18 protein-coding genes are annotated in these 15437 nt (G+C 27.7%); 2 read left to right on the forward strand and 16 right to left on the reverse strand.

Annotation, left to right across the window (positions count from 1 at the left end; all coding sequences use genetic code 11):
• Window positions 1-333: 333 nt before the first annotated feature.
• The 10 genes from RSA29_RS03715 to RSA29_RS03760 form a co-directional block, all read right to left on the reverse strand.
• Window positions 334-897: an HAD-IIIA family hydrolase gene (locus tag RSA29_RS03715; RefSeq protein WP_346942273.1), complete on the reverse strand. Its 564-nt coding sequence runs from the start codon at window positions 895-897 to the stop codon at window positions 334-336.
• 79 nt (window positions 898-976) lie between these two features.
• A complete protein-coding gene (locus RSA29_RS03720) occupies window positions 977-1579 on the reverse strand; it encodes a hypothetical protein (RefSeq protein ID WP_346942274.1) in 603 nt (200 codons plus the stop codon).
• A 252-nt stretch (window positions 1580-1831) separates the two neighbouring features.
• Window positions 1832-2176 carry a hypothetical protein gene (locus RSA29_RS03725; protein ID WP_346942275.1) on the reverse strand — a complete coding sequence of 115 codons (345 nt, stop codon included), beginning with the start codon at window positions 2174-2176 and terminating at the stop codon, window positions 1832-1834.
• Window positions 2177-2256: 80 nt separating this feature from the next.
• Window positions 2257-2727: a pyridoxamine 5'-phosphate oxidase family protein gene (locus RSA29_RS03730; protein ID WP_346942276.1), complete on the reverse strand. Its 471-nt coding sequence runs from the start codon at window positions 2725-2727 to the stop codon at window positions 2257-2259.
• 243 nt (window positions 2728-2970) lie between these two features.
• Entirely contained in the window at window positions 2971-3276 is a 306-nt protein-coding gene (locus RSA29_RS03735) for a nucleotidyltransferase domain-containing protein (protein ID WP_346942277.1), read from the reverse strand.
• 1 nt (window position 3277) lies between these two features.
• Window positions 3278-3679 carry a nucleotidyltransferase substrate binding protein gene (locus RSA29_RS03740; RefSeq protein ID WP_346942278.1) on the reverse strand — a complete coding sequence of 134 codons (402 nt, stop codon included), beginning with the start codon at window positions 3677-3679 and terminating at the stop codon, window positions 3278-3280.
• 238 nt (window positions 3680-3917) lie between these two features.
• Window positions 3918-4556 carry a Type 1 glutamine amidotransferase-like domain-containing protein gene (locus RSA29_RS03745; RefSeq protein WP_346942279.1) on the reverse strand — a complete coding sequence of 213 codons (639 nt, stop codon included), beginning with the start codon at window positions 4554-4556 and terminating at the stop codon, window positions 3918-3920.
• 81 nt (window positions 4557-4637) lie between these two features.
• The gene (locus tag RSA29_RS03750; protein ID WP_346942280.1) at window positions 4638-5000 is read right to left on the reverse strand and encodes a hypothetical protein; all 363 of its coding nucleotides are present in this window, start codon (window positions 4998-5000) and stop codon (window positions 4638-4640) included.
• 267 nt (window positions 5001-5267) lie between these two features.
• Window positions 5268-6086, reverse strand: a complete 819-nt coding sequence (locus tag RSA29_RS03755; RefSeq protein ID WP_346942281.1) for a DUF692 family multinuclear iron-containing protein — start codon at window positions 6084-6086, stop codon at window positions 5268-5270.
• Between the two features lie 18 nt (window positions 6087-6104).
• Entirely contained in the window at window positions 6105-6959 is an 855-nt protein-coding gene (locus RSA29_RS03760; protein ID WP_346942282.1) for a hypothetical protein, read from the reverse strand.
• Window positions 6960-7559: 600 nt separating this feature from the next.
• On the opposite strand from RSA29_RS03760, the gene RSA29_RS03765 reads away from it, so the two are divergent.
• Both RSA29_RS03765 and RSA29_RS03770 read left to right on the forward strand, forming a co-directional pair.
• Window positions 7560-8186 carry an HD domain-containing protein gene (locus RSA29_RS03765; protein ID WP_346942283.1) on the forward strand — a complete coding sequence of 209 codons (627 nt, stop codon included), beginning with the start codon at window positions 7560-7562 and terminating at the stop codon, window positions 8184-8186.
• 207 nt (window positions 8187-8393) lie between these two features.
• Entirely contained in the window at window positions 8394-8894 is a 501-nt protein-coding gene (locus RSA29_RS03770) for a hypothetical protein (protein WP_346942284.1), read from the forward strand.
• Between the two features lie 251 nt (window positions 8895-9145).
• Here RSA29_RS03770 and RSA29_RS03775 read toward each other — a convergent pair whose 3' ends face one another.
• From RSA29_RS03775 to RSA29_RS03800, 6 genes are all read right to left on the reverse strand, one after another.
• Window positions 9146-9760, reverse strand: a complete 615-nt coding sequence (locus tag RSA29_RS03775; protein WP_346942285.1) for a PH domain-containing protein — start codon at window positions 9758-9760, stop codon at window positions 9146-9148.
• A 151-nt stretch (window positions 9761-9911) separates the two neighbouring features.
• Window positions 9912-11513 (reverse strand): ABC transporter ATP-binding protein, encoded by a 1602-nt coding sequence (locus RSA29_RS03780; RefSeq protein WP_346942286.1) that lies wholly within the window; start codon window positions 11511-11513, stop codon window positions 9912-9914.
• On the reverse strand, window positions 11510-13132 hold the full coding sequence (locus tag RSA29_RS03785) for an ABC transporter ATP-binding protein (RefSeq protein WP_346942287.1): 1623 nt from the start codon (window positions 13130-13132) through the stop codon (window positions 11510-11512). The genes RSA29_RS03780 and RSA29_RS03785 overlap by 4 nt, the downstream gene beginning before the upstream one ends.
• A 578-nt stretch (window positions 13133-13710) precedes the next feature.
• Window positions 13711-14049, reverse strand: coding sequence for a hypothetical protein (locus RSA29_RS03790; protein WP_346942289.1), 339 nt, complete (start codon window positions 14047-14049; stop codon window positions 13711-13713).
• Between the two features lie 221 nt (window positions 14050-14270).
• A complete protein-coding gene (locus RSA29_RS03795; RefSeq protein WP_346942290.1) occupies window positions 14271-14696 on the reverse strand; it encodes a hypothetical protein in 426 nt (141 codons plus the stop codon).
• A 371-nt stretch (window positions 14697-15067) separates the two neighbouring features.
• Window positions 15068-15433, reverse strand: coding sequence for a DUF2085 domain-containing protein (locus tag RSA29_RS03800; protein ID WP_346942291.1), 366 nt, complete (start codon window positions 15431-15433; stop codon window positions 15068-15070).
• Window positions 15434-15437 lie beyond the last annotated feature (4 nt).

The raw sequence follows: 15437 nt of genomic DNA on the forward strand, positions 1-15437 counted from the left end.
CAGGTGTCAAATAAATGACTACCCTTGTCACTAACCCACCTGTTAATTATACCCTAATAAAAGTAAGTTTTAAATAATTATCCCTAAGGTTCCATTAATAGTTTTACACCTACCTTTTAACACATATCCATTTTAATAGTAACTGTTAGTTAAACTAAAACTTAAAGGACCTGCCCCGTAAATTATGGGCAGGTCCTGTTTGGTTATCTATTTAATAAGATTATCCATGAATGCAAATATTTTTATTCTAAATTTATTCTCTTATCAAAAGCTGCTATGTTTAATAAAATACTTGTACGCACAATATTCTAAGATTTAAAGCTAAAGATTAGCTCATTTCACGAGATCTAAGTCATTAATAATCCACATAACAGAATCCAGCACATTTTCGGCTATATAGTCAGCCTCGACACATTTCCATGTATCCCTAAATTCATTTAAACTACCTTTTCCAACTCCTGTTAAAACAAGAATTCCTTTCGCATTAATATTTCTTGCTAAAGCCATATCAGTCATTCCCATGTCCCCAACTACATACGCTTTTTGCATATTAATCTCAAATTCATCCTTTGCTTTATCAATCATTCCAATTAATGGTTTCTTACAATTACATTTATCTGTTCTCACATGAGGACAACAATATACTGCATCAAAGTGTGCATTATAACTTTCTAATTCTTCTTTTAAACATTGTAGTTTACTTTCAAACTCTTCCATTGTAAGTTCACCTTTTGATATATGACTTTGATTGGTTATACCAATGACTAAAATATTATTTGTATTAAGTAATTTTATAGCTTCTATTGAGAAAGGGTAAAATTTAAATGATCTAATATCGTCAATACCTTCCCCTCCAAGGGTGCCTTGAAAATCTAAGAATACTACTGATTTTTTCATTTATTCCACTCCTTTTATATAATCTTACTCTCACTTTACTAATATTCCCAATCAAATTAAACAGTAAATCCCGCTAATATTATATTCTTAAATTCCTTGTGATATATCTATGAACTAAATCATTGTTATCTTCTATTAATCTATTTAAAAATGTAAGATGAGCGCCTCCATACATTTCCACATCATAATTAATTTCTTTCTGTTGAATAAGTTTTCCACCATTATCTAAAAAGTCCCTTAGTTTTAATCTTTTTGAACAAATATCTCTTATATCATTTTCTTTAAGAAAAATTATCCCATATGCTTCTGATGAAGGCCTAGGCTCTTCATCAGCATATGATAAAAAGACAGCAGTTGAACGTGTTTTATCTCCTACTATAATTAATGGCTTAATATCCCACTCAATATTATTGGTTACCTCATAATAGTTGCTATCATCCCAATTTCTTTTATAAAATGTACATGAGGAATCGAACAATTTTACTTCAATTGAGCCTTCCTCCTTAATTTCTCTTTCTAAAGATTGTAGTAAACTTTCATTTTCTTCAATGTGTCCACCCAACCGCATTATACCCAATTTTTCACCTGAATTATCAGGCCCAATCATAAATGCAAATGTATCTTTGTATAGAATAAATGAACCTACAGTTTTAAACCCATTTAAAACACTTAACTCAAACATTTTAATCCCCTCCTATACTGTGACCTGTAAATTGTAGGTCAGGTCCTATTTGATTCTCCGTTATTTAATATTACAAATTAATCTATACTAATAAATCTGAACATATCAAACTCTAGTTACATGACTGTTATCTACCCAGAATAGCAAGCTCAAGTCCCAAGATCTATTCACATCACCACTGAAGTGAAAATTCTTATAGATCTTAACCTGGCTTTTAGCACATATATATTTTAATCAATCCATATCTTATCCTTATTTTCTTTCTCTAAAAACCACATTTAAGTTTAGTACAAAAATAATAAAACTCACAATTGATATTCCTAAAAGTATGTTAAACCATACATTGTAGCCTAATGCATTATTGTCTGCCAATACCCCTTGAAATACTAACCCTGCAGCCATTGCTAATCCACATAAAACATCTATAATTAAATCAACGCTTTGAATTAATCGTCCAATGGAATTATCATCTAGTAAATTCTTTTTAATATATAATGCTTTATAAAAATTCAAGATTATAATCATAAACAATACTATATAAGCCAAAAATTCAAATTTAAAATAAGACATGACATCATTTAAAGGATCCACTACCATTTTATAGCCTCCTAATATAATAAATTAACAAATTATCTTTTTTAATAAAAATATCTTATTCTCCTTTTCCAAACCCCTATTTACAAATGTTCTTTACAAGAAATTTTTTTCACCTCAAGCTTGAAAACACACACTGAATTGAGCATTTCATCCGAAAAATCCCAGCTATCCTTTCTCGTATTATGAAGCATAATAGATTGTAAAGCCGCTCTCTTTTCTACTTGCTCTTCAACAAATGTCACATGGCCTGTCCCTATCAAGCTCTGAAAACCTGCAGAATACTGACATGCAGTTTCACCTTTATTTAGATTATAATTCGTATCCAATTCAAACCCAGCAGAGTGTGTTTTTGAGATTAAATCAATTTTTCGCCCCTCCTTAGCTCCATGAAAATAGAAGATTCTCTTGCCATCTTTTTCAACATACCCAAAGTTTAATGGAACAATATATACTTCTCCATCATCATAAAACCCTAATCTACAACAATGGCAATTAGCGATAATTTCATTAATTTTTTCCTTATCCGTTATTTCTCTATCTTTTCTTCTCATGATTTTACCCTCTCCTTTTCTTCATTCAATGAACATAATAAACCATTACTCCAACCAATCTATATCTTGATTATAACCCAATAAAAGTAAAATTTAAATAATCATTCCTTTATTTCACTAATAGTTTTTCTTCTAACTTTCAACAAATATCATTTTAATAGTAACTGTTAGTTAAACTAAAACTTAAAGGACCTGACCCATAGATTGAACTGCCCCTGTCAGGTAGACAGGGGGCAGTTCAGATTATGGGTTAGGTCCTATTTTTTTGCCTTCATTATCTATATGCTCTTTTAATTTATCATTAGCTAAAGTTTCATAATGTATAATATCAAAAAAATATGGTAATGGATATTCTTCATTTAGCAAGTCACTTAGCCTTAAAATAGTTTTCCTTGTGATTTTACTACCCACGATAGCCATATCTACATCTGAGCCTTTTTTGTAATTTCCAATAGCTCTACTTCCAAAAATTATAGCTTCATCAATCTCTTCAAACTGACTCAAAGCCATTTTTATATATTTTAAATCTCTCTCTAATAATCCAAACATATTATACTTCCTTCAAAAGTCTACTGTGCATTTTTTCCAACTCGGGTAAATATAAATCTAGAATCTCTTCAATCATTTTATTAGCTAATTCTTCATCATAGGTATGAGTTGTCAAATTTCTATCTGCTAATGCATCTATCCAAACATGTCCATTATCAATTATACCTATTTGGAATGCCATCTTTATTGTTTCTCTTGGACTTTTTATCTCATATTCTTGAGATTCTAAGTAATCCTTTAAAACCTTCCATGCAAGTTCAAAAGACATTTCAAAAAACTGTATTATTCCAGCTCTTTCAAGCTCAGTTTTTATTTCTTGCTTAGAATATTTATCTAATAATTTATACGCTTTATCAAAATTCTCAAATCGTTGTTTCCATCTAATTTCCTTTAAGTTATCCATCATCACACCTCATTACTTCAACTGCCTATTTTCTTTATTATAGCCTAAAACCCTTATATTTAAAACACAACATATTTATCACTTGATAACTTCCTTGTATATTTTTATATACTTTATGCTAAGTTTTCTCATTAGAATCAGTATCTACTAATCCTTTTGATTTATTAATTGTATTCGTATTAACTTAAACACACTTTTATATAATCTTACTCACACTTTACTAATATTCCCAATCAAATTAAACTCTAGTTACATGACCTTTCTCTATCAAGAATACATCACCTATATACAAAGTGTTATCCTCCGTACATATGATAGCACCATCATCACATATCCCATACAATGGATATTTTTCAGAAAGTGAAAGTAACTCTTCTGTTATATTTTCTTTATCAAAATGTGGTTCAACGGAAATTTCCACTAATCCAAGTGCTTCATATATTTTTAATTTATTGTGTTCACAAGTTAATGTACACACGGCTGTTTTAGTCATATTTATCGAACCTGCACTCATTCCTATAACTACACCTTTTTGTTCTCTGATACATGGTATTAGCCCATAAGCTTCCAAATAAGCAAACTGTGTAGGTGTATCGCCTCCTGCAAGCCATAAAACATCTGCATTTCTAACAATCTCTTGTGCCACTTCTTTTGAGATTCTTCCATCTATAACATTTACACCTTCAAAGGTTATTCCGCAATCAGAAAACATCTTTAAAAAATGATTACAATACCAGTCTGTTTTTTCATATATATTTTCAAATTCAGAAGCTACAAAAACAAGATTCATACCTGTTTTTATGTGTGTCTTTAGTATCCTGCTAAAATCATTTGGAAATCCCTTAGGAAATCCACTAATCAGTATTTTAACCATCATATCTCCTCCTTGTATAAAACAGGTGCCAAATAAATAACTACCCGCTCCATTAACTATTCCCTAATAATAGTGTATTCATCTTTATTCTATAGTTATTTTCCAAACATCATATTTGCTCCAATACATTTCGGGTGTCAAAACTACTTTATATTTATCAGATACATATGTATAACTAACTCCAATGTGTTCATACAGTGTCACATCATATTTATCTTCAATATATTTTTCAAACTCCTTATAGTCATTATGTTTAGTCACATATATATCCTTATCTTTAAATACTTTTGCATAGTGTTTATCACCATTCAGTGTTATCATTTTGGCAACATAAGGTATTGGATTACCACATTGAAATATTGTTTTCCTATGAACAAACCCAAGTAACAAGCAAAATGCTATAAATAAACTAATCACAGACCTCAGCTTCTTTTTATTATTTTTCATAATCTACATCCCTTCTTATCAAATAATCATTCATTACTTTTTAATAACTACTAATTTACCCTCGTCCTATCTGACATTACTAAAAATATAACCCTCGCTATAAGTGACATTCTTTAAATCACCCCTCATCACATCTAGCATTCTTTAAAATATTATCAAACTCAAATCCCAAGATCCTTTCTCAATTACCTTATGGGTGAAAATCTTAAAATATTACTAAAACTTAAATGACCTGACCCTTAGATTATGGGTCAGGTCTTTAATGCATTATATTATACAATTCCTACTAACAATCTCTGTTATTTTCTTCAATTGTCTTTCTATGGCACTTTTATCACTTCTCCATGAAAAATGGTCTCCAAATCCTCCATATTCTAAAGTAACTATATCCGGATTAGCTATTTTTAATACAAATTCTAAGAGCTCATAGTCATATTCATTCATTTCCAAATGATTATCTCTCAATCCATTTTCTGTTTCTCTTGTTCCAACAACATGAATTTCTTTTACTCGTTCCAATGGTAATGCTGTTAAATACTCTTCAACGGATATGTTCAATCCACTTGCCGTTACCTTTGCATGTGCTATATCTAGCAACAATCCTACTTCAAGTTCGCTGCACAATTCACTTATCAATTTAGGAGAAACTGAATGCTTAATAATATTGGGACTATTAGCCTCATAATATGGTGTATATGGAACATTTTCAATTAATATATCTGTATCCAGCTTTTCTTTCCATAACTTTAAAGAGTCTTTCATACGCTGTTTTACCTTTTCAAATGTTACTTCATTTTCATCCCAATCAGACTTATATGTTCCACAATGTATCCCAATAAAACTGCTGTTACAAAATTCAACTTTCTCCATGACTTTATCCCAATTCACACCACTTAATTCATTGGTGCCAGTATGCTGTGGCACATCTGTACCTACTCCATGTAATAATAACTTCCCATATTTTTTATATTCTGCTGGTATAACTTTATTTGATTTTGATAACGCAATTTTCACATAATCAACGGACACCTTTTTTTCATCAATTAATTCAATTAATTCTGTTGATAAATTACATGCTATTTTCATAGTTATTCTCCCTCTAATTTACAATTCACATTTGCAACATCTGTAAGTATCATTGATTTTAAAGCCTGTACCTAAAGCAATATTTAGTTCATCTTTGCTTTCCTCATCAATAAAATAAGTTACTTCCTCAATAGGCTCATACTCTTTATAGATACTCTTTAAGGTGTGCTGGATAAGGTCTGATTCTATTCCTTTATTATTAAAATTTTCATCAAGGAATAATCCAAAGATCTCTGCACTTTTAGTATACTTCCTTACAAATATACTACCTCTTATTTTACCTTCACAACGATATACATATATTTTGAATTCATTAATATGCTCTTTTAATCTATCACTTGTCCAATACATTTCCAATTTCTTTGCATATTCATCATGAAATATGGCATATTCATCAAATGTTTCTAAATCCACAGTTTCTACTTCTTCTTCTATGTCTTTTTCAATATAATTTTCAGTCTTTAACCTAGTATCGAAGCTTGATTCAATACATTTTATATTTCTCTCTTTAAAGTATTCAGTAGCATTCACATTATCAAATGGAAATCCTATAAACAATTCATAGCCTGGTAATTCAGCTCCTATATATTTTATTATTTCATCTGCAATAATATTAAAATTACTATCAATCATAAATACTGTTGTCTGAGCATATTTATCTTCTTTAAGCCAATAGTATACACATGCACCTTTAAGTATATTATTTTCATAACAGCTGATAACCTTTCGTGTATCAGATTTAATTGCAAATTCAAGATCTTTTATCAGTTGATCCTTTGAAGTTCTTTTAGTATAACTATTCTTGGTGTTATCCCTACTAATGCACCATGTGAATTCTAATATTTCATTTATATCCTTAATTTCTTTTATCATTTTTCCCCTCCCCAATAACAATGGCATCTTAAAATAAATAACAAGTCAAAGGTGTGAATGATATTTTGAGTTAGTCAAGGATGCAGCTTCCTCAGATCGTAGCGCTATCTAAGGGTTCTGCTGATGTTATATAACTCAAAATAGTCGTGGATACTGACTTATTTTTTTGAAGATGCCTAATCTAAATTTGGCTAAAATGCTCAATTAAATACGACTGTAATTTGAACATATTGCTTAATCCATATTGTAACACATTTTCAAATATAATACTATTTAAAGCCAAATATTTCATTTTATCAATGTTTAAATCCTGCCTAAATATGATAGAATAACATTATAGGATGGTGATAAATCTTGGAGAAAAAGTTTAAATGAACTTTGTTTACTTTTGAGCTTCAAGTTTTAAAATCACATTAAAATTTACATAACCTAAAACCTAGTAAAATGGTTTAAGGTTATTTTTTTATGAATTTACATGTGAAACACTATATATAAGCCTCATTGGATTAATTTTGTAATTTATGTTAATATAAAACATATTGAGTAATTTGGAAATGTTCTAAAATGCGATATAACTCAAACATTAAGGGGATGTGTAAATTGGAAATTAACACTATACAAGGTATTCCAGATTTAGAAAAAGCAAAGTTATTATTTGAAGAAGCCGAAAGAATAAATCCAGGACCATGGATTGGACATTGTAAATATGTTGCTGAAGGTGCAAAATTAATAGCAGCTAATTGTAAGGACTTAGACTCTGAGGTTGCATATATATTAGGATTACTTCATGATATTGGTAAAATAAACGGAGGAACTACTATAAGTCATATTATTGATGGTTATAATTATTCTATGGAAATGGGATACCATTTTTTAGCTAAGATTTGTGTAACTCATTCATGTCCATCTAAAAATATTTCAGATATTATTGAAGTTAAAGAAAGTAATACTGGTGAAGGACACACTTTTGTTGAAAACTTTTTAAATACAGTAGACTACGATGATTACGATAAATTAATACAATTATGTGATGCTATAGCACTACCTAATGGATTTACACTTATAGAAAAGAGATTGGTTGACGTTGCATTACGTCATGATGTGAATAAATATACTATTCCAAAATGGAAAGCTTTCTTAGACTTAAAAAAGCACTTTGAAGAAAAGATGGGCAAATCAATATATAGTCTTTTACCAGGTGTTATAGAAAATACTTTTGAATTATAAATATAAATTTTCTATCGAAAATAGTGACTATATTAACAAGTTAATACACAATCAAATTATGAGGAATAAACAGGAATCTGACACTTAGATTAAATTAAATGAATACTTGTATTATAATACAAAGTAACTGTTATGATTTTTACTGTTTACAAAAATTAATTTTAACATATATTATACCAATACTTTAAATATATTGGAGGATGAAAAATGAACAAAAAAATAGTTATCATATTATCATCTATGTTATTAATAATAGGGTTAACAGGATGTAAACAACAAGTAGGAAGTAACGAAGAAACAAAACGAGACTTTACTATATCTAATGGTTATGCTGAATTAAAAAGTGGTGATTTAGAAATAGTAAAATGGTCATATAGTGCTAAAGAACCAAATAATCCAGATAAAAATAGTGCCAACTTTATTGGAGAGGTAACTATGGGAAGTAAAGATATTATGTCTAAGAAAGCAGTTAATATTAACCTAAGAGAAGGACAATCGCTAAAAATTGAAACTAATATTGATTACCCTATTACAGTAATGCTAAAAGATAATTCAAATGAAGAATATATATTTAATAAAACTTTATCACCAGTAAATAGTAATATATTAGTAGATGAAGTTAAAAAAGATGGGCAATATGAATTAATGGTAGATTTCAATGAAATTGATGAGTTTACATTTAAAGTATTTATAGTTGATATAAAATAGTAACATTCACACTATTATTATATTATTAAAACTAAATATAAAGTATATATCGTACTATTCAAATGATGTACGATATTTTTTTATTCCGCAATTCATGATAATCTCCATAACTTTCTTAAAAATACTTTCCTCTACATGAAAAGAGAACCGCCATCTTTGACGCTTCTCCTTTATCTCATTCTACTTTTATAGTTTGCTTGTAGCTGTAAAAAATAACCACATTCAATTCTCTTTTGAAAACTCTACTATTCCTAGTTATTTATATAATTTTTAAATACATCTGTAAAATCTTTTTTAATATATTCATCTCTAGATGCTTTTATCCATTCAAATGCATATTCATTTATGCCTTTAAATACTCCAGTTAAATCACCATTTTCTAATTTTTGTGATCCGCAAGCGCTAGTTGCCATTTGTAAAGTTTGTTCTGCTTTACCTAACATTACTCTGTTAGTTTCAGTTATATGCTCTATCTTTATTAATGCCTTATAGATATCTTTTAAACTTTCAATTTCCTTTTTATCAACATCTATAGAGAAGCTTGTCTCTCCAATGATAAATTTTAATTCACAGTCTAAATCTACTGTTCCTGCTGTTTCTATAGCTACATTTGAAAATTGATTTCTATAATAGTCATATCTTTTTACTAGTCTTTTTTTGCTTAATGCTGAAGTCCCATCAACATGGATTAACGCCAAATTAGTGAAGCAATATTCATCTGTTTTAGACTTAATTAAAAAGAATATTTTTTCCCCATCTTCATTCATTATATAATCATCTGCATCAACCTTATTATAATCCTTTGGATCAATAATTTTACCAATATCACTTATTCCTAGAGCCTCTGCTGCAAATTTTTTCAACATACTAAACACCTCTTCTTATTTATTAGTTTCTGTTATCCATTAGTATTAATATAATACTATTATACTATAAACAAGCCTTAACTTATAATAAAGAATTATTAAGTTTTCACCCTAATACTTATTTCAATATTCATTTTTGCCCATAAAAAAATCATCTATTTATTACATATAAATCATCATATAGCGGCTTATTGCTATCAAATACAACATGACTAACATTTATTAATGTTATTTCTGGAATTGATAATATGGTATTTTCTATGTTTTTAGCTGTATCATAGTCTAAATTAGCAAAGGCTTCATCCAATATTAATACATCGCATTTCATGATAAGACTTCTTGAAATTGCTATTCTGCTTTTTTCTCCACCAGATATATTTTTACCATTGTCATATATAATAGTGTCCAGTTTCTTTGGCAAGCTATCTACAAAGCTACGTAAGCCTGACATATCAATGGCTTTATTTATTTCGTCATCTGTATAGTTTTTATATAGGGTAATATTATTTTTTAGTGTATCTTCAAATAAAAATACATGTTGCTCAATACTTGAAATGTGCTTAAAATAGCTATCTGCTTTAATAGTATTTAAATCCATTCCATCTATAGAGATTATCCCCTGATCCGGTGTAATATATTTTTTTAACATGTTTAATATTGTGCTTTTACCACAACCACTAGGTCCAACCAGCAAATATTTTTTATTTTTTTCAAAGGATAAATTAACGTTATTTAGTACTCTTTTATCTTCATAACTAAAGGAAATATCATTTACTCTTATTTCTTTTTCAAATTTATTTAAATCAATATTTTCATTATCGGAACCACTGTTTTTACAACTCTCTTCCAATCGATTAAATATTGGTTTTGTAGAGAAAAAGCTAGGAAGTAAGGATGCAATAGATACAATGGGCGTAATTACATATTGGACATTTTTTGCTATTACAAATATATTTCCCATTGTAGTCTTTTGTTCAATAATAAAATACACTAATATCGAAAATGTTCCAATAAGCACTAAATTAGATATTAAACTTTGTATTCCAGTACTCCAGGCCAGTAGTTTGGCAATTTTGCTGTTTGCTGTTTCAACACTATTTACTTTGTTATTATATTTTTCTTTTACCCTACTACTTAAATCATTTAGCTTAATCACATGAAATGTATTCAATATTTCCCTAACATAAACAACTAAATCTTCATTTATCCTACTCTTTTTATCATTGCATTTTTTCATAGGAATAGATGCAACAACTGCGATTAACATACTTATTACTCCTAAGATTATCATGAAAATAAAGATTTCTATACTTATGGACATGATTAATATAATAGTAATTATTAATCTAAATGCTAATACAATAACATCATATAATGCTTTAATATAATCTTTTTCAATTGTGTCTATATCATTTGTAATAGAAGAAATATAACTTGCATTATTTTCAACTTTAAATTGATTTATATCTTTTTTAAATACTTTACTAATATAATTATATTTTAAATTCATTGTAGCTTTTGATTTATATAAATTATATGTGATGTTTGATATTATTTCAAAAATCAACAGAACCGTTGTAAAAATAACCGCTAATCCAGCCTTGCTGGCAAATAACACTTTATCCTTCTGCATAGCTCCATCTATCATTTCTCCCAAAGTTACAGATACGTAAACATCTAACATTATATATATTATAGAAATCACTAATGAAAGAAATAAATATATATAAGCTTTTCTAATATATTTCTTCATTTTACAACCTCCATATAATCATTTGAGGGACTCCACTGCTGTATATTACCCTCATTTAAATCTATTATATAATCATATTTATCTAGTATTTCCTCATATGTCTTATGGGATATTTCTACCACTGTAGCTTTCAAATTTAATAATGTATTTTCAACCTTCAGCCCAAGATCCTTGTCCAAACTTGATGTGCATTCATCTACAAAAACAATATCTGTATTTCTAATAATTGATCTCGCTATTGAAATCCTTTGACGCTCTCCACCTGATAAGTTTTTTCCATTTTCCTCAATGCTTATAGACTTTAGACTTTTACCATCACTCAACAAGGTGTTAAGTCCAGATAAGTCTATAGCTTCATTTATTTCACTATCTCCATATTCTTTATATAGAGTAATATTGTTAAGCAATGTATCTTCAAATAAAAAAGTATCCTGTGTTATAAACGATATATTTCTATTAAACGATTCTAAGTCTACACTTTTATAGTTAACACCATCAATAAAAATTTCACCTTCATAATCATCATAAACCTTGGACAATATTTTAATTAAGGTAGATTTACCTTCACCACTTTTCCCTCTAATTAAATATTTTTTCCCCTTCTCCAAAGTTAAATTTACTTTATTTAAAACAAGCTTATCTCCATATTTGTAACTAACATTTTTAAGAACAATATTATTCTCAAAGCTAAAATCCTCTCTACCTACATTATTAGAATTTATCTCATACTTATCACGTTCTAAAATTTTATCAAGAATTGCATTGTATGATTTATGCTTATTATATAATGGAAAAACATTTGTCAAAGAAAGGCTTTGGTCTGTAAAGAAGATTATCATTGCTATTTTTGTAGTGCTTTCCCCATTAATCAGCAGATTAAATAAATAATATAAAACTAGAATATATAAAATTAAAACAAAATAGTTTGAAACTCTATTATATGTATTGTTGTAAACATCTCTTTTAACTTTCTTTTCCTCAAGAAACTTAACAGAAAATAGAGTTCTCTTTAAAAACTTACTTTCAATATTATTTAACTTTATTAACTGTAATCCATTAAATGTATTACTTATATCTACTGTGAACCTTTCATTTTCCTTTGATACATCTGTTTCTAATGAAATTATTTTTTTCTCTGTGAATTTAGAAATAAACATCAATATAACTACAAATATAAAAGTAGCAATACCATATTTATAATCTAATGCAGTAATAATTATTATTGAAAATACAAAAGTACCCGTATCTAATATTAATTCGAAGAAATTAGTAAAATAGTTATTTTGTATCGTATTAACATCATTAATAAAATTTGAAATATATGAATCCTTTGACCTATTGTTATATTCTACATATGACATCTTTAATATTTTTTCCATTATTCTATTTCTAAAATTGATCATATACTTTTTAATATAGGTAATTCTAATATACCTGGATATAATATTTATTCCGAAGCATATTAAAACAATTCCTAAGGCAAATAATATATTTTTCATAAAATCGTGATAATTAGTTACTGACACACTTCCTAAAACTATGGAAGCCGCAACATTAATAAATATTCTATTCAGAACAATTAATAAACTGGATATAATTATAAGAAATTTATTATTCATATATAACACCCCCTTAACTCTATCTATTTGTAATGCCATACTTTAATTTTACTCTTATGTTAAAAAAAGTAAAGCTTTTAATTATACTCACAATTGCCTTTCATAATATTTTAGTGTACACCTATTATAATTCTCCATATATTCATTAAAGTTTAAAACCTTGTACCTGTAACAACCTTTCATCTTAGGTATTTATGTTTAAATAAAATTTAAATGTGGTAGGTAACCTCCACTGTGTGTAAAATTTAAGATTCAACTTTTTTTCTTCTTTACAATTTTACATATTAATAATGCAATAAGTATTATTGTAGTTACACTTAATATTGCTGCTAATACAGCTAAAGAATTTATCTCCAAATCAAATCCTCCTTTTATCATATTTAATATTTAATATTCAACTTATGAAATTTCTATTACCCATGAATAAAGCTATAAATATAGCCATAAGACACATTTAAAACATCTTATGGCTATACTGATTATGTACTATAAATTTTATATTCTACAAGTTTTATTAACTAAAAATATATATTAACCTCTTTAAACATTATATATCTATTTTGCTTTCTCATATCTATTTACTTTTTTATATTTATTTTGTTTTTTTCCTGCTTATTTACTATTTCATATTTAGCACGAATATCAAATAAAAGAATAAATACTAAACTTAAAATACCTCCGATTATTCCTACTGTTGCATATTTTACAAACATATTTTGTATACCTTCAAATAATCTATATATAACAGTTCCTGTTAAAAGTATAGCTAATCCAAATCCTATATAAATAGATCTATTTGATGTCTTTTTGTAAATGTTTTTACAGTTATCACACTGTATTTCCCCAAATTCTTTATTTAGTGCTTTCAATTTAGACGATAAGCTAAATTCGCTATTACATCCTGGACAGTTTTTCATAGTAAGTCCCCCCATAAGTTTTATAAGTTTTATTATTTTATTTAATAATCAAGCTGAACTTCAGTTTAAGTCTATAACCGTTATTCATTAAATTATTTAGATGGTACAATTATAACATAATTTTCAATAAAATTTATATACTTCCTGTACTTATGAGAGGATTATTTACCAACACTTTTTAAAAACTCAGAGCAGTTTTACAGTAGGTAAAAATGATTAATTTAATAATGCCTTTTATATTTATTATCATATGCATCCATTGGTCTAAGCATAGATTTAACCCCTATATAAAATATACCTAAAATAAACATATATTTTATAGATTCCATTATTACAAATGGTGCTAATAACAATATAGGTATAGTATAAATACATATTGACTTTTTAGTAAAAACATCTACTTCTTGATATATTGGAATAGGTATATTGTTAAAGGAAGTTTTTGTTGTATGACTTAAAGTCATAAATATTATACTAAGTATCACGCTAATGTAATATAGCATATTTAAAAAGCTTAGTTCATTTATTTTAATGTACTTTGCTGCTATAGCAATAATTAAGACTGCATAGATACTATATACAAATCTTAAAGATGCCTTTTTCCGTTTTTCTAAATAGCCTTTTGGTAAATTTTCATATAAATCCATTTTAGATTCCTCTCCTTAATAATTATATTTTATATTAGATACATACAACACTTTTCGATAAAATTTATATACTTCCTATACTTATGAGAGGATTATTTATCAACACTTTTTTAAACGTCCAGAGCTGTTTTAAATTATATAAAACATATAAACTCTACAATCATTAGATTGAATATGATAGTTAAAAAAGAGATTTTTAAATAATATATAAACGGGTATACCTCATTGTTAACAACATACTTATCATGAAATTTATTACATATATGTATGATACATTATTTTTGTTGTGACATCAATAGATGATGAATAAAAAATATGGTATCTCAAATCGATTTCTAAAATCCTTTCGAGATACCACCTTACACATCTATTTACTTGATAATTACCCTAACAATATATCTGCCAGTAGCAAGACCTAGCACAATAGCAATTCTAAAAAATCCTATAGTAGCAATCCCTGCCATAATCCCTGTAATAAATCTTCTTGTATTATTGCTCTGCCAGTAGCCATATAACTGACCTACTCCATCAATGGCTATAGGAACCATTAGTGAAACCTCAAATATAATATGTGTATTTTTTGATATTATAATATATATGATTCCAAGTAAATATCCTATAAGTATCCCTGTGCATCTTGCACATATTGGAAACTGTTTCCCCTTATAGAAAAAAGACCTCTCAGGCATCCTGTGACATAAAAACATGTAATGTAATATTTTATTTGTAATTTCCATCTTG

Origin of the sequence: Clostridium sp., assembly GCF_036660475.1 — a bacterium.
Lineage (GTDB): Bacteria > Bacillota > Clostridia > Clostridiales > Clostridiaceae > Clostridium_J.